General features: G+C 37.4%; 23 protein-coding genes. 16 read left to right on the top strand and 7 right to left on the bottom strand.

Annotated features, from left to right (window positions below; translation table 11 throughout):
- Position 1 precedes the first annotated feature (1 nt).
- The 10 genes from urtE (at position 2) to GQR59_RS15415 (ending at position 7,441) form a co-directional block, all read left to right on the top strand.
- Entirely contained in the window at positions 2 to 697 is a 696-nt protein-coding gene (gene urtE, locus GQR59_RS15460; protein ID WP_025566124.1) for an urea ABC transporter ATP-binding subunit UrtE, read from the top strand.
- Positions 698 to 747: 50 nt separating this feature from the next.
- Positions 748 to 1,680: an urease accessory protein UreD gene (locus GQR59_RS15455; protein WP_160064164.1), complete on the top strand. Its 933-nt coding sequence runs from the start codon at positions 748 to 750 to the stop codon at positions 1,678 to 1,680.
- A 64-nt stretch (positions 1,681 to 1,744) separates the two neighbouring features.
- A complete protein-coding gene (gene ureA / locus GQR59_RS15450; RefSeq protein WP_025566126.1) occupies positions 1,745 to 2,047 on the top strand; it encodes an urease subunit gamma in 303 nt (100 codons plus the stop codon).
- Between the two features lie 11 nt (positions 2,048 to 2,058).
- A complete protein-coding gene (locus tag GQR59_RS15445) occupies positions 2,059 to 2,400 on the top strand; it encodes an urease subunit beta (RefSeq protein WP_025566127.1) in 342 nt (113 codons plus the stop codon).
- Positions 2,401 to 2,402: 2 nt separating this feature from the next.
- Positions 2,403 to 4,106 (top strand): urease subunit alpha, encoded by a 1,704-nt coding sequence (ureC, locus tag GQR59_RS15440; protein WP_160064162.1) that lies wholly within the window; start codon positions 2,403 to 2,405, stop codon positions 4,104 to 4,106.
- Between the two features lie 184 nt (positions 4,107 to 4,290).
- Positions 4,291 to 4,785, top strand: a complete 495-nt coding sequence (ureE, locus tag GQR59_RS15435) for an urease accessory protein UreE (RefSeq protein ID WP_160064160.1) — start codon at positions 4,291 to 4,293, stop codon at positions 4,783 to 4,785.
- A complete protein-coding gene (locus GQR59_RS15430; protein ID WP_160064158.1) occupies positions 4,775 to 5,470 on the top strand; it encodes an urease accessory protein UreF in 696 nt (231 codons plus the stop codon). Before ureE ends, GQR59_RS15430 begins: the two co-directional genes overlap by 11 nt.
- A 73-nt stretch (positions 5,471 to 5,543) precedes the next feature.
- Entirely contained in the window at positions 5,544 to 6,155 is a 612-nt protein-coding gene (gene ureG, locus GQR59_RS15425; protein WP_160064156.1) for an urease accessory protein UreG, read from the top strand.
- A gap of 38 nt (positions 6,156 to 6,193) precedes the next feature.
- Positions 6,194 to 6,376, top strand: coding sequence for a hypothetical protein (locus GQR59_RS15420; protein WP_025566131.1), 183 nt, complete (start codon positions 6,194 to 6,196; stop codon positions 6,374 to 6,376).
- A gap of 858 nt (positions 6,377 to 7,234) precedes the next feature.
- On the top strand, positions 7,235 to 7,441 hold the full coding sequence (locus tag GQR59_RS15415) for a cold-shock protein (protein WP_025566132.1): 207 nt from the start codon (positions 7,235 to 7,237) through the stop codon (positions 7,439 to 7,441).
- Between the two features lie 1,251 nt (positions 7,442 to 8,692).
- Here the strand turns inward: GQR59_RS15415 and GQR59_RS15410 are convergent.
- Together GQR59_RS15410 and GQR59_RS15405 are read right to left on the bottom strand one after the other, a co-directional pair.
- On the bottom strand, positions 8,693 to 9,481 hold the full coding sequence (locus tag GQR59_RS15410; protein ID WP_160064154.1) for an ABC transporter permease: 789 nt from the start codon (positions 9,479 to 9,481) through the stop codon (positions 8,693 to 8,695).
- A gap of 72 nt (positions 9,482 to 9,553) precedes the next feature.
- Positions 9,554 to 9,994: a dCMP deaminase family protein gene (locus GQR59_RS15405; protein WP_160064152.1), complete on the bottom strand. Its 441-nt coding sequence runs from the start codon at positions 9,992 to 9,994 to the stop codon at positions 9,554 to 9,556.
- A 324-nt stretch (positions 9,995 to 10,318) separates the two neighbouring features.
- Between GQR59_RS15405 and GQR59_RS15400 the strand changes: the two genes are divergently transcribed.
- Together GQR59_RS15400 and GQR59_RS15395 are read left to right on the top strand one after the other, a co-directional pair.
- Positions 10,319 to 11,269 carry a YeiH family protein gene (locus tag GQR59_RS15400; RefSeq protein ID WP_160064150.1) on the top strand — a complete coding sequence of 317 codons (951 nt, stop codon included), beginning with the start codon at positions 10,319 to 10,321 and terminating at the stop codon, positions 11,267 to 11,269.
- Positions 11,270 to 11,335: 66 nt separating this feature from the next.
- Positions 11,336 to 12,187, top strand: coding sequence for an ion transporter (locus GQR59_RS15395; protein WP_160064148.1), 852 nt, complete (start codon positions 11,336 to 11,338; stop codon positions 12,185 to 12,187).
- Positions 12,188 to 12,264: 77 nt separating this feature from the next.
- Here GQR59_RS15395 and GQR59_RS15390 read toward each other — a convergent pair whose 3' ends face one another.
- Entirely contained in the window at positions 12,265 to 12,423 is a 159-nt protein-coding gene (locus tag GQR59_RS15390; RefSeq protein ID WP_160064146.1) for a hypothetical protein, read from the bottom strand.
- A gap of 381 nt (positions 12,424 to 12,804) precedes the next feature.
- Here GQR59_RS15390 and GQR59_RS15385 point away from each other — a divergent pair, with 381 nt between their 5' ends.
- Positions 12,805 to 13,101 (top strand): Fis family transcriptional regulator, encoded by a 297-nt coding sequence (locus tag GQR59_RS15385; protein WP_160064144.1) that lies wholly within the window; start codon positions 12,805 to 12,807, stop codon positions 13,099 to 13,101.
- A gap of 185 nt (positions 13,102 to 13,286) precedes the next feature.
- Here the strand turns inward: GQR59_RS15385 and GQR59_RS15380 are convergent, their stop codons facing one another.
- The 4 genes from GQR59_RS15380 to GQR59_RS15365 form a co-directional block, all read right to left on the bottom strand.
- Positions 13,287 to 14,234: an ABC transporter permease gene (locus GQR59_RS15380; RefSeq protein ID WP_160064142.1), complete on the bottom strand. Its 948-nt coding sequence runs from the start codon at positions 14,232 to 14,234 to the stop codon at positions 13,287 to 13,289.
- Position 14,235: 1 nt separating this feature from the next.
- Positions 14,236 to 15,213: an ABC transporter permease gene (locus GQR59_RS15375; protein ID WP_160064140.1), complete on the bottom strand. Its 978-nt coding sequence runs from the start codon at positions 15,211 to 15,213 to the stop codon at positions 14,236 to 14,238.
- Between the two features lie 150 nt (positions 15,214 to 15,363).
- Entirely contained in the window at positions 15,364 to 16,914 is a 1,551-nt protein-coding gene (locus tag GQR59_RS15370; RefSeq protein ID WP_160064138.1) for an ABC transporter substrate-binding protein, read from the bottom strand.
- A gap of 76 nt (positions 16,915 to 16,990) precedes the next feature.
- Positions 16,991 to 18,697 (bottom strand): dipeptide ABC transporter ATP-binding protein, encoded by a 1,707-nt coding sequence (locus tag GQR59_RS15365; RefSeq protein WP_160064136.1) that lies wholly within the window; start codon positions 18,695 to 18,697, stop codon positions 16,991 to 16,993.
- Between the two features lie 433 nt (positions 18,698 to 19,130).
- On the opposite strand from GQR59_RS15365, the gene GQR59_RS15360 reads away from it, so the two are divergent.
- The 3 genes from GQR59_RS15360 (at position 19,131) to GQR59_RS15350 (ending at position 20,835) form a co-directional block, all read left to right on the top strand.
- Positions 19,131 to 19,526: a DNA polymerase III subunit psi gene (locus tag GQR59_RS15360; RefSeq protein WP_160064134.1), complete on the top strand. Its 396-nt coding sequence runs from the start codon at positions 19,131 to 19,133 to the stop codon at positions 19,524 to 19,526.
- The gene (gene rimI, locus GQR59_RS15355) at positions 19,510 to 19,965 is read left to right on the top strand and encodes a ribosomal protein S18-alanine N-acetyltransferase (RefSeq protein WP_236546791.1); all 456 of its coding nucleotides are present in this window, start codon (positions 19,510 to 19,512) and stop codon (positions 19,963 to 19,965) included. The genes GQR59_RS15360 and rimI overlap by 17 nt, the downstream gene beginning before the upstream one ends.
- A gap of 126 nt (positions 19,966 to 20,091) precedes the next feature.
- Entirely contained in the window at positions 20,092 to 20,835 is a 744-nt protein-coding gene (locus tag GQR59_RS15350; protein WP_160064132.1) for an RNA methyltransferase, read from the top strand.
- Positions 20,836 to 21,440 lie beyond the last annotated feature (605 nt).

Below are 21,440 nucleotides of genomic sequence, written 5' to 3'. Positions count from 1 at the left end.
CATGATTGAATTAACCGCAGTAAATCAAAAATATGGTGGCACACAGATCCTATGGGATCTCGACCTTAAGATTAAGAAAGGCTCTCGTACTTGCATCATGGGGCGTAACGGTGTGGGTAAAACCACGTTATTAAAAACCATTATGGGATTATTGCCTATTAGCTCAGGTAATCTTGTAATTAATGACAAAGATATGAGTAAAAGCAGTGTTGAGCAACGCCCTGAGATTGGCGTTGGGTATGTGCCACAGGGGCGTCATATCTTTCCGCAATTGACGGTTGAAGAAAATCTAAAAATCAGTTTAAATTGCTCAAGACAAAAAAGTAAAACAATTCCAAATCATATCTTTAAGCTTTTTCCTGTACTGGAAGAAATGTTGCATCGCCGTGGTGGTGACCTGTCTGGTGGCCAACAACAGCAGTTAGCGATTGGACGTGCTTTAGTGCTGAATCCGGATATCTTGATATTAGATGAGCCCAATGAAGGTATTCAACCTAATATTGTGCAATTAATTCGAGATGTGTTATTAAAGTTAAATAAAGAACAAGGCATGACCATTATTTTAGTGGAGCAGAAGTTACCTTTTGCTCGCGCAGTGGGAGAAAACTTCCACTTAATGGAAAAAGGTCAAGTAATAGCATCGGGTCCAATGGATGAACTTGATGATGAATTAGTCAGTAAGTATCTCGCCGTTTAAAACGGTGAAGCTGAATCGCTAATGTCAATATAAGTTAAAATAAGGGAACAATGATTACAACCGCGCCACTCTCTTCAGCTGCTACCGTAGCGACGAATATCAACGCTAGCAAGCCAGTGAAAAATCACTGGCTTGCTCATTTGCTCTTAGAATTCAGTAACACTCCCGTCGGAACACAATTGACTCGTACACAACGTAAAGGGCCGCTTTCAGTTCAAAAAGCCTTTTACCCAGAAGGACGAGATTGTGCGCATATTTACTTGTTACATCCACCTGCTGGCATTGTATCTGGTGATGAATTACGTATTAGTGTGGCAGTAAAGGAAGATGCTCATTTACTGTTTACCACACCTGGAGCGGGGCGCTTTTATCGTGCTCGAACCAACCTTGATATCGGCGATACAAAACAAGCACAAATCACTCAGTTAACCTTAGAGGCTAACGCTAAGTGTGAAAACTTCCCGCAGGAAACCATTGTTTACGAAGGAGCCGATGGTTTTAATACTGTTGATATCAAGCTCACTAGCAGCAGTGTTTACCTTGGTTGGGATATTACTTGCCTTGGATTACCTGATTCAGATGAACCCTTTGTAGACGGAAAATACTGTCAATTAAATCGCTTATATTGCGATGACATCTTAATTTACCATGACCGCATTGCGTTATCTCCCGCTAATCAACTTTTAACGCATCCCGCTGGGTTAGCCAACAACAGCGTATTTGCGACTTTTTTAGCTTATGCGCCGCAAACATTAAAACAACCACAGCAACGCGCCGAGTTGGTGGCCTTATTACGTGACACAGTAATGGAGCAAAACGCACAGTCATTGATCAGCATTAGTGATATTGATGGTTTATTAGTAATCCGCTATCTGGGTGCTCATGCACAACAATGCAAACAATTATTCATTAGTTTATGGGAAGTATTACGGCCTTTATTGATCGATAAAATCGCGATACAACCGAGAATCTGGCATACCTAAAAAGACTTTTGTATAAAGAAGAGAGCTTATTAATAGCTTGGCCTAAATTAAAAGAGAAAATGATATGGATTTATTACCAAGAGAAAAAGACAAATTACTGCTTTTTACTGCCGCATTGCTAGCAGAGCGTCGTTTAAAACGTGGTGTAAAACTAAATTATCCTGAAGCGATGGCTTACATCTCTATGGAAATCATGGAAGGTGCACGTGACGGAAAAACCGTGGCTGAAATGATGGATTACGGGCGTACGTTATTAACCCGTGACCAAGTGATGGATGGCATTGCTGAGTTGCTTCCTGAAGTACAAGTTGAAGCAACCTTCCCTGATGGGACGAAGTTAGTCACTATCCATAACCCAATTATTTAATGGAGTAGCTTATGATCCCCGGCGAAATAAAAACGGATAGCGGTAATAGAGAACTCAATGTTGGCCGTGAGCAGTTAAAAGTGACGGTTGCAAATTCAGGTGACAGACCGATTCAAGTTGGCTCGCATTATCACTTTTATGAGGTAAACAGAGCGTTGGTTTTTGATCGTGAAATCACTAAAGGTTATCGTTTAGATATTACCTCAAGTACTGCGGTTCGTTTTGAACCGGGACAAAAGCGAGACGTTACGCTGATACCTTATCGCGGTAAGCGCCGTGTATTTGGTTTCCGTGGTGATATTCAAGGCGACCTCCAAGTCGAGACTAAAAGTAGCATTGAGGGAGAACAATAATCATGGCTAGCATTGATAAACATTCTTACGCACATATGTTCGGTCCAACGGTCGGCGATCGTATTCGTTTAGCTGATACAGACTTATGGATAGAAGTAGAAAAAGATTTTACTGAATACGGTGAAGAGGTCACTTTTGGTGGCGGAAAAGTGATTCGTGATGGAATGGGACAAAGCCAAGCAGCTTGTTCTGAGACCGTTGATCTTGTGATCACTAATGCCTTGATCCTTGATCATTGGGGTATTGTAAAAGCGGATGTGGGTATTAAAGACGGCCGTATCGCTATTATCGGTAAAGCCGGTAACCCTGATATTCAAGACAATATTGATATCGAAATTGGTGCAGGTACAGAAGTCATTGCAGGCGAAGGCCAAATCTTAACGGCTGGTGGCATAGACGCACATATCCATTTTATTTGCCCACAGCAAATTGAAGAAGCACAAATGTCAGGCGTCACGACCATGATCGGTGGTGGAACTGGCCCTGCGACAGGTACCAAAGCGACTACCTGTACTCCTGGCCCTTGGAATATCCATAAAATGCTGCAAGCAACTAATGACTTCGCAATGAATTTTGGGTTCTTAGGCAAAGGTAACGTCAGCTTACCGAAAGCATTAGAAGAACAAATTGAAGCGGGGGTGTGTGGTTTAAAACTGCATGAAGATTGGGGCACAACACCAGCTGCGATTGATAACTGTTTGTCGGTTGCTGAGCGTTATGATGTACAAGTTGCGATTCATACTGATACGTTAAATGAGTCAGGTTTTTTAGAAGATACATTAGGCGCATTTAAAGGTCGCACTATTCATACTTACCATACTGAAGGTGCTGGTGGCGGTCATTCTCCTGATATTATCCGTGCTTGTGGTGAGCCAAATGTATTACCTTCATCAACTAACCCAACGCGCCCGTATACGATTAATACCATTGATGAGCATTTAGATATGTTGATGGTATGTCATCATCTCAACCCATCTATTCCTGAAGATGTTGCCTTTGCCGATTCGCGTATTCGTAAAGAAAGTATTGCCGCAGAGGACATAATGCATGACTTAGGTGCAATCAGTATGATTTCGTCTGACTCACAAGCCATGGGACGTGTTGGTGAAATGATCACACGCACTTGGCAAACTGCCCATAAGATGAAACAACAACGTGGTCCGTTAGCACCTGATACAGAGCGCAATGATAACTTCCGTGCTAAACGTTACATTGCCAAATACACAATTAATCCGGCCATTAGCCATGGTATTAGCCATGAAGTGGGGTCGATTGAAATAGGAAAAATGGCCGATTTAGTGTTATGGAAACCCGCCTTCTTTGGTATTAAACCTTCGATGATTTTAAAATCTGGTTTTATTGCCGCAGCACCAATGGGTGATGCGAATGCATCAATCCCAACACCACAACCAGTTTATTATCGCCCAATGTTTGGTTCATTTGGCAGCGCAGCAGCACAAACGTCAATGACCTTTTTATCGCAAGCGGCGATTGATAAAAATGTACCTGAAATAGCGGGAATGACACGTTTAGTCGGTGTGTGTAAAAACACCCGTAATATTGGCAAAAAAGACATGATCCATAATGATTGGATGCCGAATATTGAAGTGGACTCTCAAACCTATGAAGTGCGTGCAAACGGTGAGTTATTGACGTGTGAGCCGGCGACAGAGCTACCTCTTGCACAGCGATACTGCTTATTCTAACTTTTTACTGCGTAGGAGAACTTTAGTCTGCATTGTCTGCACTTTTATTTGAATCACATATGGAACATATGCTCATAAAATAAAAGTTTGACGGCTTTGCCTAAAGCCCTCCTACTGTGTAAAAAGAGTAAGTAGATTAAAAGTTATTACATTGGTTTTAGCGAAAAAGAAAAAGAGATAAACAATGTTACAAGTATTTGAAAGGTTGGATCATACGCATGATGAGATTAATGATTCGATTACATTGGATCATGATACGCGTAAGAAATCACGTATCAAAGGGGTTACAGACAAAGGTGCAGATATTGGTATTTTTGTAGAGCGTGGACATCCTTTGTTAGTTGGTGAAATATTAAAAACAGAATGTGGTTTATTGATTGAAGTAAAGGGCCAAGCGGAAGCCGTTTCAACTGCGCTTAGCACAGATTGGTTAACCTTTAGCAAAGTCTGCTATCACTTAGGAAATCGCCATACGACATTGCAAGTCGGTGAGTTATGGGTACGTTTTAAACCGGATCACGTGTTAGAAGAACTTGCTGAAAACTATGGCTTAACAATCGATAAAACACCGGCGGTATTTACGCCTGAAAATGGTGCTTACGGTAAGCGTAGTGGGCATTCGCATGGACACTCTCACTCTCATGAACATTCAGATTCAGAGCATCGCCATGAACATTAATATGGCCAGTCCAGTTAAGCTTAATCGGCTGCTGCAATTATGCAGTGCCAATCTACCGGTTGGCGGTTTTTCATTTTCACAAGGGTTGGAATACGCGATTGAAATGAGCTGGATAAACAATCAAAAAACGACTTTTGAGTGGATTGAGTTAAACCTCAATGAATCCATTGCCCGTACTGATTTAGCCTTATTAAAACGATTGTATCTCGCCTTAGAAAATAATGATTTTGACAACTTTAAACTGCATAACCAGCATTTAATTGCTTGTCGTGAGAGTAGTGAATTACGTCTTGCCGATGTCGCAATGGGCAAAGCATTGATTCGTTTATTAAAGCAATTAGATAGCGTTGATAGCGAACCTTATAGCGAACTATTTCAACAGCCAGAGAGTAGTTTTGTCAGTGTGTTTGCGATTGCAGCGTACCTTTTTAAATTAGATTTAATCTCAGCGCAAAGTGGTTATTGCTGGACGTACCTTGATAACCAAGTAGCAGCTGCAACAAAGCTGGTGCCATTAGGGCAAACTCAAGCACAAAATTTACTGTTTGAATTAAGCGATAAAGTGGAAGGGGCTATCAATGTTGCCAACCAGATTGAAGATGATGATATCGGCGCAAGCTTACCGCGATTGGCGATGGCAAGTGCTTGGCATGAAACACAATATACGCGACTGTTCCGTTCTTAAAGTAACAGCTTAGGCTTAAGCAGTTATCTGTTTTAAGTGTTTAAAGTAATTTTAGAAATATGAGAGACATATAATGAGAAAAAAACAATTATTACGTATCGGTGTTGGTGGTCCAGTCGGTTCAGGTAAAACCGCTTTATTAAGCCAATTGTGTTTAGCACTGCGCGACAAATATGAAATGGCTGTCGTCACGAACGATATTTACACACATGAAGATGCACAATTTTTAACACGTAATGATGCGTTAACGGCTGACCGTATTATTGGCGTAGAAACAGGTGGTTGTCCGCATACGGCAATCCGTGAAGATGCCTCAATGAACCTAGCTGCTATTGATGAATTACATGAACGTCACCCTGATTTAGATTTTGTATTAGTGGAAAGCGGCGGCGATAATTTGAGTGCAACATTCAGCCCTGAACTATCAGACTTAACTTTATACGTGATTGATGTGTCTGCAGGTGATAAAATTCCACGTAAGGGTGGCCCAGGTATTACTAAGTCTGATTTGTTGATCATTAATAAAATTGATGTTGCTGATTTGGTTGGTGCGTCATTGGAAGTAATGGATCGAGACGCGAAGAAGATGCGCGGTGATAAACCATTTATTTTCAGTAACATGAAAACACAACAAGGGTTAGCTGAGATCATCGAGTTTATTGAAACGCAAGGTATGCTCAAATAAGCACCATTTTATATCTATTATTTTGGAAAGGAATAACCATGAAATTTTTTACTTTAATTTTTACCTTGTTACTAAGCACTCAAGCTTTTGCTCATACAGACCATGCACTAGGCGAAGGTGCAATACATTTACTTTACCATGCTGTTTTTTGGGGATTATTTGCTGTTGTAGCAGTGAAAGGTGTGCTTTATTTTAAAAACAAGAAAAAGTCTAAGCAATAAAAAATTGTTTAATTAGTCTTTTGTTGACGAGGCAATGTCGTCATTCTTGATGTTGCCTCGCCTACTTATCGATGAGTTATTTTCTATTATTCACTTTAGGGGCTTTTAGTATTGGCTTGTCTGCGCTTATTACGCTTCTTTAAACCACCCACAGTCCGTGTATTTTCTACCGTGTTTATAAAAAAATAACGTAAATCCTAAGAATATAAAGAGAATGAAAGCTGGCTTCTTACCTTTGGTGTAGTTGGTGTAGTTGGTGTAGTTGGTAATAGTTGACTAAATTAGTACTTTGACATTGCGTGCAGTGTTCTGGTGTTTCTTCGAAAGCAGAATCTACATCCTCTGAAAAGTTTAATGCTAAGATAGCCTTTGCTCCAACTTCAAACTCCTCAGGCACGTATAACCTAAGTCCCCCTATAGCATCAGAATAAAGCCATTGCATATTAACCGTGTGTTCATCAGCTAGATGCGCAGGTTACCTTCACTCTCTAAACTTGCTTTAGTTATATGTGCATCCAAAAGAAATGAATAGTTAGATATGACTACAAACCGACTCATAACGCACCATCACTTTATTGAGAGTGAGGTGACTAGCTTAGTTGAAATAGTCAGGAGATAAAGCAACTTATATAAATCGAGTTTATATCTGATATTTAATGCTTTTTATCCTAATGATCTGTTGACTTAATCTAGGAATTCTATACTATTGAACTCAGCAGAAATAAAGCCTATTGTTTACATTCTCCATTACGTTGTCTTATTAATAATACCTCGTCTGAAGTTTTTAAGTTCCAGTCTAATTTTACGCTATTCAAGCCTATTGAAGGCAATTTTTATTAAATTTTACAGGATATTATTATGTCTAAAGTTCAAGGTACGGTTAAGTGGTTTAACGAGTCTAAAGGTTTTGGTTTCATCGAGCAAGCGTCTGGTCCAGACGTATTCGCACACTTCAGTGCAATTGCAAGCGAAGGTTTCAAAACTTTAGCTGAAGGCCAAAAAGTAGAATTCACTGTAAGCCAAGGTCCTAAAGGCCCGCAAGCAGAAAATATCGTAGCTCTATAAGCTCTGATATTTTAGTGCATTAAAGCACTAATAATTCTAAGAGAATGGTGAATCTGAAAAGATTCGCCATTTTTTTTGCTTTAAAAAAAGTGAACATATAGATCACCAATCAATCGCTGTTAACCGTTTAAACTAACTTCTGAATATATTGAGGTAGAGCGCATATGGATGGTGTTTTCTAGGTGATATTAATCATCAACATGAAGAGCTGTTCAATTTATAGATTTTAGATTTAGAAGGTCTAGAAGATCTAGAAGGTTTATAGGTTTAGAAGATTTAGGACTTTAGAAAGCTGGAGGTTTTATATGTTTTAAACAACGCTAATACTAATTCCAGTCAGTATACGATAGAGGATTAACCTGTAAGGTATTGAGTGGAATTATTATTGTAATAATACCAAAAGAATTAATAAGGTGATCATCCTTGCTGGTTAAAATTACCTCTAACTGCGTTGTGAGTTTTGAAGTGAGAACAACTATCTCCTGCAACTCACGCCTTATTAGTGTTAATTTTTCCTGCGCAATCCCTGATCACTTATTTAATTCCATTGGTATAAATAGTTATAAAGCATGTTAATCGTGCTACTTATGAAGCAGCACATTTAATCTCGCACCTTAATGGTAGTGCGAGTTCTATGAAGATTGAATCGTGATAAGTCTTTCTGAGAAAGGTAATAAGGTTAGAGGGACCTTATTTTATTTACATATATAAAAATATTTATTCAGCACTGATATTGTCTATTCAGCCTGATTGTTAACCGAGCGGGGCTATTCTGCTCTCGTTAAAAGCGTTGATATACTTCTACTATTTTTCTGATGTATCTTTCTGTTCATTTACTTGTTGCTGATCTTCGTCTTTGTTCTGTTGGAACCAAAATCTTTTTCTACCTGTAGAGCGAGCCATATATTTCCTTATGGAGTTAATACCAATTACCTAAAATAGAATGTCTAATGTTCGGTGTTGGCAATTTCCGTTGTAACCGTCATATTATTACGCGGTATTTTAGTAACGGAATAGTTATAAATATTATTGTGCAAAAATTGCGTGCGCTGAAGTTGGAATTATTGAATGGTTTGAGAAGTTAAAGATAATACTAAGGACAACGGTGACGATGTAACTGAGGATAACTTGGACTTTATTTGACATTAATAACTCTGATTTTCCAGAGCGAAATGAATAATAATGGATTACTTTTTAAATAGCTAGTTTTATTTGTTTTATTTTCAAACAATATGTTTATAAAAAAGATATTTAGTTGTTAAGCTTGATTTTGATGAGACCATTTTTTGCTAGCGAAATTCTTAATGTTAATAATAGGCTAATGGTAAGAGAGATGCTTAACATGATTAACATCGCGATAAATATAAGCAGTTGATACTTAATTGCTACCATTGGCGTTACGCCACCGAGTATTTGCCCTGTCATCATACCTGGTAAAGAAACAATTCCCGTCGTTGCAATTGTTGCTAAGATTGGGGCTTGTGCTTTTTTTAATGATTGTTGTAAAAAAGGAAAAGCGGCCTGATAAGGAGACGCGCCTAAAGCAAGTGCTCCTTCATATTCATCTTGCTGTTGTTTAAAAGCGCCAAATAGATGTTGTAATGCCACGATGTTAGCGCTCAAACTATTCCCTAATAACATGCCTGCTAATGGGATCATATATTGAGCGCTGTACCAAGGTGCTGGTTGGATAATGAGTAAGGATAACACTAATAAAATAGGGAGTACTGCACAGCTAAGCGCAATACTATTCGCAATAAATAAGTAGCGGTTATTTAAGCCGCTTTTGGTGATAATGCTGTAGCTACCGACTGTGATCATGACAATCAGCCAGCCAGTATTTAATAGAATACTATCGAGTTCAAATATATATTCGAGGTAAAAGCCAACCAACAATAGCTGTAAAAATAGTCGTACTAATGCAATGACGGTACTTTTGTTAATACCGAGTTTGAAGTGAGCATTAATAACAATAGGGATAAACAGTAATAAGCTAAATAGCCCGAGTTGTAACCAACTTATATCGATACTTGTTTGCATATTAAATGCATTACCTCATCAGGTGAGCTTATCGAACAGTCGCTCAATCTTAAACGACTGTTATGTTAGTTATTATTGGTCTTCTAGCGGCAGCCAATCTACGGTCACGCCTGATTGAGTAAACATCTCTTCACTGAGTTTAATTTTGTCTCCCCAACGTGATAAAAAGTCTTCACTTTGTGCTGGGCAATGCACTGCTTTAATCCCTGTTTGTATTATTTTTGCTGCGCAATTTGGACATGGAAAATGCGTAACCCAAATTTCACAGCCGCTTAAATCTCGTTTGGCATAGAGTATTGCGTTTTCTTCCGCGTGTAAGGTTTTGAGTAACTTAATTTCTCGATTATCAGTTTCAGCACTATCTGAAATACCTTGTGGGTAACCATTAAAACCTAGTGAAACAATACGGTTATGTTCGGTGATCACTGCACCAACTTGAGTCGATGGATCTTTACTCCATGATGCAACAAGTTCTGCCATTTGAATGAATCGTAGTGCCCATTTAGAAATCATATGCAATTTAACCTTTTATCATTAGTGTGTCGTTATGTCGCATTGCTTTGTCTTGCTCTGCTATGTGCGGATCGGTGTCTATGCATTTTGCATAAACTATACCGGTTAAATCTTTACCTTTATGCCTAGAATCTGTTTACCTCACGACTTGCTGATTTTTTGCACCTTGAACGGTAACGGGTATATATTACATTTTTGCTATTAGCTCGCGTAGTTAGTTTGAACTTTATGTTAAGTTTTTCTTAACGACTAATTAAATTCTTTCGAATATATTTAATCTTAGTGTTTTTATATTATCTGATCATGAAAATGAGGAGGTAATATATGATAGCTGATATTAGCAAAATACAATTTAATAAACACTTTATTCTATTTAGTGTATTAGCAACTTTATGTTTATTTCCTGTTATCTCCTCGCCTATTGCATTAGTACTTGGATTCACTGTTGCGACTCTTGGTTTAGTCCCTTCACAAATCGATATTGGTCAGTTGACTAAAAAACTATTGGCGCTATCAATCGTTGGTTTAGGATTTGGTATTAATGTTGACCAAGCGATTGAAGCTAGCTCTGCTAATATTGGTTTAATTGTTGGTTCTATTTTTAGTACGCTATTAATCGGCATGCTATTAACTAAGTTATTTAAAATAGATGCTAAGACAGGGCACTTAGTTGCTTCTGGTACGGCTATTTGTGGTGGTAGTGCGATTGCTGCTGTTGCACCAGCTATTCAAGCTAATAATGAACAAACATCACATGCTTTGGCAACGGTGTTTATTCTTAATAGTATCGCTTTATTTGTATTTCCATTGGTTGGACATGCGCTAGGAATGAGCCAATATAATTTTGGTTTATGGAGTGCGATTGCGATTCATGATACTTCTTCCGTTGTTGGTGCTGCCTCAGCTTACGGTGATGAAGCACTACAAATTGCAACAACGGTAAAATTAGCTCGCGCGTTATGGATAATTCCAGTCGCTTTTATTAGTGCACTTATTTTCAAAGGTGATAGCAAGAAGATTACTGTGCCGATGTTTATTATCTATTATTGTGTGGCGATTGCAGTGGCACATTTTTTACCGCAGTTTGATGGTTTATACCAAAACCTATTTTTTGCTAGTAAACGTTTGCTTGTGCTTTGCTTATTTTTAATTGGTTGTGGAATCACGATAAAAACCATTAAAAGTGCAGGTTACAAACCGATGTTATTAGGTATTTTATTATGGGTAACGGTAGCAACAGTCGTTCTGGCTTATATTCAATTTAACCCGTCATAATATGTCTAGACACTGACTAGGATTCATTTTATGCTAGCCCTAATTATCATTTAGGGTACTAGCATCATGACAAAAATAGAAAAAAGCAACGATAAACAAAATAACGAACTAAAGCCAGAATCAGGTTTGAGTAACTTAGAACGTCGCTTTTATGAAATTCGCAATAACAAAGTTTTTGAACTGTTTGTTATTGGAATTATTATTTTCTCTGCATTGATGATTGGCGCAAATAGCTACGAAGTTTCCTCTACTACACTACAGTTTTTATCGGTATTAGATGTCGCCATTACGGTTATATTTTTAGTCGAAATCATTATTCGTTTCATCGGAGAACCTAATAAAAAACGTTTCTTCCATAATGCTTGGAATGTCTTTGATACTTTCATTGTTTTAGTCAGTTTGATTCCAATTGAAGATAGTGAGTTGGCTATATTAGGTCGATTAGTCCGTATCTTCCGTGTGTTACGTATGGTTTCTATCATTCCTGAACTACGTATTTTGATTAACTCTTTGATCAAAGCCTTGCCGCAATTAGGTTATGTGATGTTACTGATGTTCATCATTTTTTATATTTACGCGGCTATCGGCACAACTTTCTTTGCTAACATCAACCCTACTTTATGGGGCGATATTGCAGTTAGTTTATTAACGTTATTTCGAGTCATGACCTTTGAGGATTGGACTGATGTTATGTATGAAACCATGGCGGTTTATCCGTTATCGTGGAGCTTTTATTTGAGCTTCATCTTCTTTACTGCTTTTGCTTTCTTGAATATGGTGATTGGTATTGTGGTAAATGTATTGGAGCAAGAACGTCAATTAGAAGCCGATATAGAAAATAAAGTCTCTGAACAACCTACACTACTTGAATTGAAAGAAGAGCTTGCTGAAATCAAAGCGCTATTGAAAAAGCAGTAAGTTAAAGTCATCAGTAGAGATAGAAGCAGCAGAAAAAGTTACAACAGCGTTCATTAAAGGGCGCTGTTTCTGTTTGGTTATTCGTGTGGTGATTGATCACTTTTCTGTGTGCTGACAAAATAAAATAACAGTGAAAAAGCCAGTAATGAAAATGCAGCGGCAATAATGCCATGGCTTAAAATAGCGACGATGATCGATATGATCACCAAAGTAATGATAAGTTGTGCTTTAAACATAAATACTTCTATCGGTTGTGTTAAATGCTGTTGTTAGTATGTTGCTTACGAATGCCGCCTTACTATGTAGTTTAAGTATGTAGTTTGAACATATAACTTTACTACGCAACTTAGCGAACGGTGTCTATTATTAACAAGCTGAGTGGAAAGCGATAATACAAAATTGTTCTAACTAATATCAATCTGCTGTAATTAACCGTTATCATTGGTTTATCTATTATTCATTCCTATTTTAAACCACTCATTTTAGGGTGTAATTTTGTTTTGGTGCGAAGTAAATTACTTGCAGTTAACCTCAGTAACGAACAAGCTAATGAAAGATAAGGCAGAATATCTACATTATTTAATATCATTCTTTATGAGTGATAAAACAGGATAAACATGAGAAAGACAGATAAAAAAATCGACAACAAATTACGTGGTGTATTAACCGATGTCTGTGATATTGCTTTGGAGACGATACCAGGTTACCAATGGATAACCCATACGGTGAAATACGATGCCTTTCCGGCTTCTTTGCAAGTCAGTTGTGGATTTACATCAGATGATGCAATCGAGCAGTTACAGCGTGAACAACAAGACACGGTATTAAAGAAACTGATCTTTAATAAGCTAGCAGCAGTGGACATTAATTTAAAAGATATGAATAAACAGGTGAAGCTCGTCGTAGCAAAGTGATGTTGTTTAAATCGTCTTGTGAAAAGTTGTTAAGTAATGAGGTTTGTATATTACTACTAAGCCACCGTGGCTTAAGCAATGCTATTAGTAAATAGCCGCTAAGCATAAGCACTTATTAATAATGAAATAAACCACTAGCTCAGTACGTAAAAACATACTAAGTTAGTGGCAATGTTAATGATTAACTAACCTTTGTAGATTTTTGGATTAAATACATCACGTAACCAATCCCCTAATAGGTTAATCACCAAGACTAGGCTGATTAATACAATACCTGGGAAGATGGTTATCCACCATGCACCAGAGAATATGTATTTAAAGCCGATGCTGATCAGCGCACCTAATGAAGGTTGGTCTACTGGTAAACCAAGACCTAAAAAGGATAGCGCCGCTTCTGACATGATAGCATTCGCCACTTGTACTGTTGATATCACTAGAATCGGTGATAGACAGTTAGGTAGGATATGGCGGAACATAATACGCATCGACCTAAAACCCATTACTTGTGCAGCTTCAACATATTCCTTTTTCTTTTCAGCTAACACTGAGGCTCTTATAGTACGTGCGTATTGAGGCCATTCAGCAACCCCAATAATCACCACCAACATGATCACTGCGTAATCAGCAAAAAATTCTGCACCGAAACTGGCTTTAAAAATAGCGGTAATAATGATCGCGACCATCATGGTTGAAAATGATAACTGCACATCGGCAAAACGCATTAAGAAGCTATCAATACGTCCACCGAAATAACCTGCTGATAAACCAATCACAATACCTAATGTTAGCTGTACTGCCACGGCTAAAAAGCCAATCGTTAAAGACAATCTTGAACCATATAAAATGGTCGACAAGATATCGCGACCTTGGTCATCAGTCCCTAATAAGAATCGCTCTTCGCCGCCCTCTAACCATGATGGTGGTAACTCTGAGTCCATCAGGTCGATGGACATTAAATCATAGGGATTAGTTGGTGCAATGATTGGTGCAAACAACGCAGCAAGAAAAAAAGTTAAGAATAATGCAAAGCTAAACATCGCGACTTTGTCACGCTTAAAGTGATAAATGAAATCTGAATCTTTTAATCGTTTCCAGCGTGAAGGCACTCTGTTCTCTTGAGTTAAGCTAGTCATATTATGCTCCTTTACCAGTGATGTTGACGGTTGGGTTAACCACGCCGTATAACAAATCAACGATAGTATTAGTAACCACAAAAAGAAGCCCAACAAAAATAACGTAAGCTGTAATAAGGGGCGTATCAACACGGTTAATCGCTTCTAAAAATAAGAAACCGGTACCTGGCCATTGAAAAACGGTTTCCGTTAAAATGGTATAAGCGACCATCGTTCCAATTTGTACACCGCCAACCGTTAATACCGGTAACATGGTGTTCTTTAAGGCATGCTGATAATAAATTTTATTCATTGCTAACCCTTTAGCGGTCGCAAATTTCACGTACTCTGAGCTTAATGCTTCTAACATTTCTGAACGCACTAAACGAATAAACAACGGCAACATAATAGAAGCCAATGAAATACAAGGTAACACTAAATGCAATAAACCATCGGTTGTTAAAAAGCCTGTTTCCCAGCCAAGTATTGAAACAGTTTCGCCTCGACCATAGGAAGGTAACCACTGTAATTCAATTGCAAATATATACATTAAAATGATTGCAGTTAAAAAAACCGGAATGGAAATACCGACACTACTGAGTGCCATGATCATTTTTGTCCACACGCTTTTGGGATGGATCGCAGAATAAACACCGAGCGGAATAGATACTACAACAATGATAATAGCTGCACCCAAAACCAGCTCTAATGTGGCTTGTAATTTATCTAAAATAACATCAACAGCAGGACGTTTAAAGAAATATGAGTTGCCTAAATCTCCTTGTAATGCGCTGGTAATGAAACGGGTATATTTTGTTATGTATGGGTCATTTAACCCAAGATCATCTCGTAAAACTTGTCGCTCTGCTTCTGATACGGATTGGCCTACCATTTCTCGAAGTGGATCGCCTAGGTTATCTTGGATTGAAAATGCGACTAGGCTGATCACAAACATTACTATTAATGCTTGGAAAAGTCGCTGGACCAAAAAGGTAAACATTAGTTGTTTCCTATAAAATGATTAACGGCCCAAACATTGGGCCGTTTTGTATTGATTAACATTGATTGAAAAGAAGTTGTTTATGTAGAGGCCTTTATTCAACGACCTCTATTTAACCCTCTTTATTGAACAACCCTTACTTAATAACTCTTATTTAACAACTAAGTCACCAAGGTATGGGAAGTTCATTGAGTTAACGATAGGTGTAATATTTACGTTAGATTTTGCACCCCATGCAAGGTTCTGCCAATGAAGCGGAACAAATGCTGCTTCGTTATAAAGAATTTTTTCAACTTCTTGTAACATCGCTCCACGTTTTGCAGGATCGGTTTCAACATTTGCTTTCTCTACTAACTCATCTACTTTAGCATTTGAGTAATGGCCACAGTTATATGCACCTTTACCTGTTTCTGTATTACGAGTCATAGTTAAGAATTCTGAAAAGTTTGCTGAATCTTCAGTATCAGCATGCCAACCGAGCATCATCATATCTGCAGAACATTTATCAAACTCAGGCCAGTATTGTGCTTTAGGCATGGTTTTTAAATCAACAGTAATACCGATTTTAGCTAACATAGACGCTGCTGCTTGAGCAATTTGAGCATCGTTAACGTAACGGTTATTAGGTGCCATCATTGATAATTTAAAGCCTTTCTCGTAACCCGCTTCTTTCATCAATTGTTTTGCTTTTTTCAAGTCGTAACGCGGTACTAAACTTGCGTCGTAACCAGCATAACCTTCAGGGCCTTGTTGACCAGCCGTTGTTGCAAAACCTTTCATTATTTTTTTAACGATAGCGTCATTGTTAATTGCGTAAACAATTGCTTGGCGAACGCGTACATCTTTTAATGCTTCATTTGAGTTTTGGTTCATCTGTAGCGAGATAATACGTGTTCCTGGTAGCGTTACTAAATCGATGTTTTTAGTTTGCTCTACTCGTTTTTGATCATTCGGTGCGACTGGATAAATCATATCTACATCGCCCGATAATAAGGCTGCAACACGGGTTGCGTTTTCCTTAATTGGCATTAATGTTAAATTATCAACGTTACCTGGTGAGTTTGTATCCCAGTATTTATCAAAACGTTTGAATTCTACTTTCACACCTTGCTCACGAGAAGTCACGATAAACGGACCTGTACCTGACACATGTGTTGATGAAAAAGAATTACCGTGTTTAACAATGATTGATTTATCGATACCATCGACTTTACCTGAATAGAATTTACTATCCATTGGGAATAAATAAGTTGCAGTATGTAAAACTAGCGGGAATGGTTCATAAGACACTAAGTCGAAAGTGTAATCGTCAATTTTAGCTACTTTTTCAAATGGTTCGAAGATAGCTTTAAAATCTGCAGACGTTTTTAAACGGTTAAATGTCCATACAACATCATCTGTTGTAAGTTTATTTCCTGAATGGAAAGTCACGCCTTTACGTAAAGTAAAACGAAATGTCTTTTCATCAATACGTTCCCATTTTTCAGCTAAACGAGGTTCAAATTTAAGCTCTTGAGTGAAACGGAGTAGCGGATCAAATAACATGTGTGACATTTGCAACACACCCTCTGAAAGCTGTTCATGTGGATCAAGTGTTACTGGATCTGAACTGTAGGCAATGGTGATATCAGCTGCAGCGGCTGAAAAGCTCAAACCTGTAGCAAGTAATGCAATCGCTAATTTTGTTTTTAAAAACTTCATTTATAACTCCTTTTATGAAAAACAATGTTCGATATTTAATTTTTAATTAATGCTGTTTTAATTAGTTTTGTTAATTTTAAATAACGCTTCTTAATCCTTTAAACTCAGGCATTAATGAAATTAAATGCTTGCTATAAGGGTGTTGAGGCTGTGTAAATAATTGCTCACTTTCATTTACTTCTAATAACTTACCCTGTTGCATAACACCGATACGGTCACATACTTGACGTATTACTGGTAAATCGTGGCTAATAAACAACATGGTAAGGTTTAGCTCATCTTGCAAATCTTTTAGTAAGTTAAGGATTTGCGCTTGTACTGATACATCTAATGCAGACGTTGGCTCATCACAAATCAATAAGCGTGGACGCGTTGCTAAAGCACGTGCAATAGAAATACGTTGACGTTGTCCGCCAGAAAATTCGTGAGGGTATTTAACACCGGCCATTCTTCCTAACCCAACATGGTCTAATAGATCGAATACAATGCTTTGTATTTGGGATTCATTGGCTGCTAGTTTATGAAAGCGAATTGGCTCGGCGATAATGTCGTAAATCTTCATACGAGGATTCATTGAGGTGTATGGATTTTGAAATACCATTTGCATTTGGCGTCGGAAAGGTCGTCGTTCGCGTTCTGATTTTATAGCGGTTAAATCTATTCCTTCAAAGGTTATTTTACCTTCGTTAGGCGGATATAAACCAGTAATGACTCGTGCAATTGTTGATTTACCTGATCCTGATTCACCGACTAAACCAAAGGTCTCACCTTCATTAATGCTAAAGCTAACATTTTTGTTGGCTTGCACGTATTCACGCTTACTTTCAAAGAACGAGTCTTTAGTGATAAAACGCAAACTGACATCTTCAACATTTAATAGGGGGCCATCGTAACTGCGCTGTTCTTCGCTTTGCCCTAACCAATGGTTTTTAATATCTAACGCTTGATGCTCTTTTGCTTCTTCGATGTAGCTTACTAATGGAAAGCGGTCTAGCTTCCTATCTGAGCGTGGTACAGCAGAAATCAAGCTTCGTGTATATTCATGATCTGGATCACCGAGTACTTTAGCTGTTTCACCAAACTCAACCAGATCACCGCGATACATTACCGCCACTTTATCCGTTACATTTGAAACAACGCCCATGTCGTGGGTTACCAACATACAACCTACATTTTTTTCGATACAAAGATTACGAATCAAGGTGAGGATTTGATCTTGAATTGAAACGTCTAATGCGGTGGTTGGTTCATCAGCAATAATTAAATCAGGTTCACCTGATAATGCGATCGCAATAACAACTCGTTGGCGCATACCGCCAGAAAACTGATGTGGATATTGTTTGATGCGTACTTCTGCTTCTGGAATGCCGACTTGTTGCATTAAATTAATGGCACGTTTTAAGGCTTCTTCATTACTGACATTAAGATTTGCATGGATAGTTTCAAGTAATTGATGCTCAACAGTGAAGAGGGGATTTAGCGATGTCATTGGATCTTGAAAAATAAAGCCAATTTTATTACCACGGACTTTACGCATTTGCTCTAACGTTAAGCCTGAAATTTTTTCACCGTCTAAAAACACTTCACCACCAGCGATAATACCTGGTGGGCTTAGTAAATCGATGATGGCGTTGCCTACGGTAGATTTACCTGCGCCAGATTCGCCAACAACACCGACTATTTCTCCTCGGTTAATAGAGAAAGAAAGTGACTTTACGGCTATATGTGTACCAAAGCGTGATGGATATTCTATGCGTAAGTCTTTAACTTCTAATAATGCCATGTTAGTAATCCCTTACTATGTGAAAGGACTTTTGTTTGATAAAGCCTTGCATATTTATATTTTTTTGTGATTTGAAACACATTTCTCACGCCCTTTATCTAACTAAGTGTCATAATTTTCAATCGATCACCTTAATTTATGTGATCCACATCTACAATTATTAAATACTATTTTTGACTACTTGGTCAAAAATAAAAGTAATAAATTATCTTTTTTGTTCGTAATTATGATTTTAATTGCTAATAGTTGACTGAATGGTTAGTTAATTCATCTTTGATACTATTTATTTACTTAATTTTTAAGCTGTCATTTTTTATGTTCGACTTGCAAAATTTGATTGCTTAATTAGATTCAAAACCTATAACACTTCGATTCATTCCTATTCAATGTTATATTCACCCTTTGCTTTTAATTATTTTTATTTAGGCTCGTTATGAAACACCAACAAGCAGTTTTTTTACAAGAAATGGGTATTACCCACTGGCAAGTAAGAAAACCAACATTATTTAAAACAGAGGAAATGCTTAAGCAATTAAACCTTTCTGTTTGTAAATTACTTGTGGTGTGTACAGAGGCAGATAAAAGTCATGAATTGATGCCTGCTATTCTCAATGCCTTTAATATTAACGCTGATAGTGTTGTGTATTGTTCTCTTGCTCAATTTGAAAGCCAACAAGGGACATTGCCCAATTTAATTTGGTCAACCATCGGTGAAATTGAAACTTCAGTAGCACATCAGTTGTTACATTCTCCCTCTTTAGCGACGCTAGCAGTTAATGGTAATGCTAAAAAAGTACTTTGGAAGCAATTCTGTGCCTATCAACAGTAATCAATCTATTATCGCGATGGCGGTGACAGATATACCGGCAGTATTTGCTATCGAATCTTCTGCGCATAGTCATCCATGGTCAGAAAAGCTGTTTTTAAGTAACTTTGGTAAACGTTATATCAACCATGTAATGATGCTCGATCAAGAAATTGTTGGTTATTTCATTGCGAGTTATGTTGCTGGTGAAGTGACGTTATTAAATATTGCTGTTTCTCCTTCTCATCAAGGGCAAGGTGTTGGGCGTGCTTTATTATCTTATTTAAAAACATTTGCTAGTACGTTATCGCAAGAAGAAATCTGGCTTGAGGTCAGAGCCTCAAATCAAACTGCCATTAAACTTTATGAAAATTTAGATTTCGTTGAAGTTGATGTACGAGCTGCTTATTACCCCACACATAACGGCCGTGAAGATGCCCTTATTATGTGTTGTTACTTATAAACGCTATGTGTTGTTACTTATAACAAACATGTGTTGCTACTTAAAACAGCTATGTGTTGTGCTTATAATAAGCATGTGTTGTAACTTATAAACAGCCATGCGCTGTTATTTATAATTGGAAATTTCATGATATCTAAAAATCAGTTAAAGCTTATTCACTCATTAGAGCAAAAAAAACAACGTAAAAAGTCTGGCCTATTTTTAGTACAAGGCGAGAAAAATGTGGGTGAGTTATTTAATTCTGATTTTGAAATAGTGAATATATTTGCAACAACGGAATATATTAATAAATATGCCGCGTCATTAAGTGCTCAACAATTGGTTAGTTTAACTGTTGAAAGTACAGTAGAAGAATTACAGAAAGCAGGCACGTTGAAAACTAATAATAGCGTTATAGCCATTGTTAAGTGTAAAGCTTATGAAACGCCAACGATTAATAATGATGAGTTAATTTTGGTGTTAGATCAGGTCGGTGATCCAGGTAATTTAGGGACTATTATTCGCGTCGCTGATTGGTACGGTATTAAACATATTATTTGTAGTGCTGACTGTGCAGACCTTTATAATCCTAAAGTGATTGCGGCGACAATGGGATCTTTCGTACGCGTGCAGGTTAGTCATGCTGACTTGTGTGAATATCTATCGTCACAAGATAAACCTGTCTACGGTGCATTTTTAGAGGGAGAAAACCTCCATAAAAGCCAATTACCTAATAGTGCATTTATTGTGATGGGTAGTGAGTCTCATGGTATTTCTGAAAGTGTTAGTAGATTTATTACGGATAAAATAACTATCCCTAATTTTGGTCAAGCTGAGTCATTAAATGTAGCGATGGCCACTGGCATTATTTTAGATAACTTTATGCGATAAACAATAGGCGTTAAAAAATAGATGCTAAAAAGCAGTCATTAAAAAACCGTTATTAAAAAGCAGATATGAAAAAGATACTTTCAGAGTACAGACGGTAAATTAAAAAATGTTAAATCAAAGGCCTTAAATATTAATTTCTAAAAATCTATTATCAACCATGCACATGTCTTTTTATTGAAAGTGAAGTTTTTATCGCTAACGTCATTAATAAATACTCATATTAAAATCCGATCTCAAGTGTCGGATTTTTTTCGTTTTAAATCCGTATATTCAATGCTTTATGACTATTTTATCTGGATTTTTGATCATTGTTTGTTCACTTTATTTATCATTTATTAAAAAAACTTTATCTAAAATGTTGACATGTGATAATGATATCTATTATCATTAAGTTGTTGGCAGAGAGACACACTTTCTTGTTTATTATTGTTCAGTCATTTTATATTTCTTTCGTCCAGAAGAAGTGAAAATGAATATAGTTCAGTGTTGAATAAACAAGATTAAGTATTCTTTGTCCGTGGTAATGATAGGAATCGTCCTATTCTTTTTTCATTATCAGAAACCATCATTATTCATTTCGGTTTCTATTGCCGTTGATAATGGAT

It is taken from the genome of Psychromonas sp. L1A2 (assembly GCF_009828855.1).
Classification (GTDB): domain Bacteria; phylum Pseudomonadota; class Gammaproteobacteria; order Enterobacterales; family Psychromonadaceae; genus Psychromonas.
The sequence above is the reverse complement of the archived record's forward strand: the minus strand, read 5'-3'. Positions and strand labels throughout refer to the sequence as shown.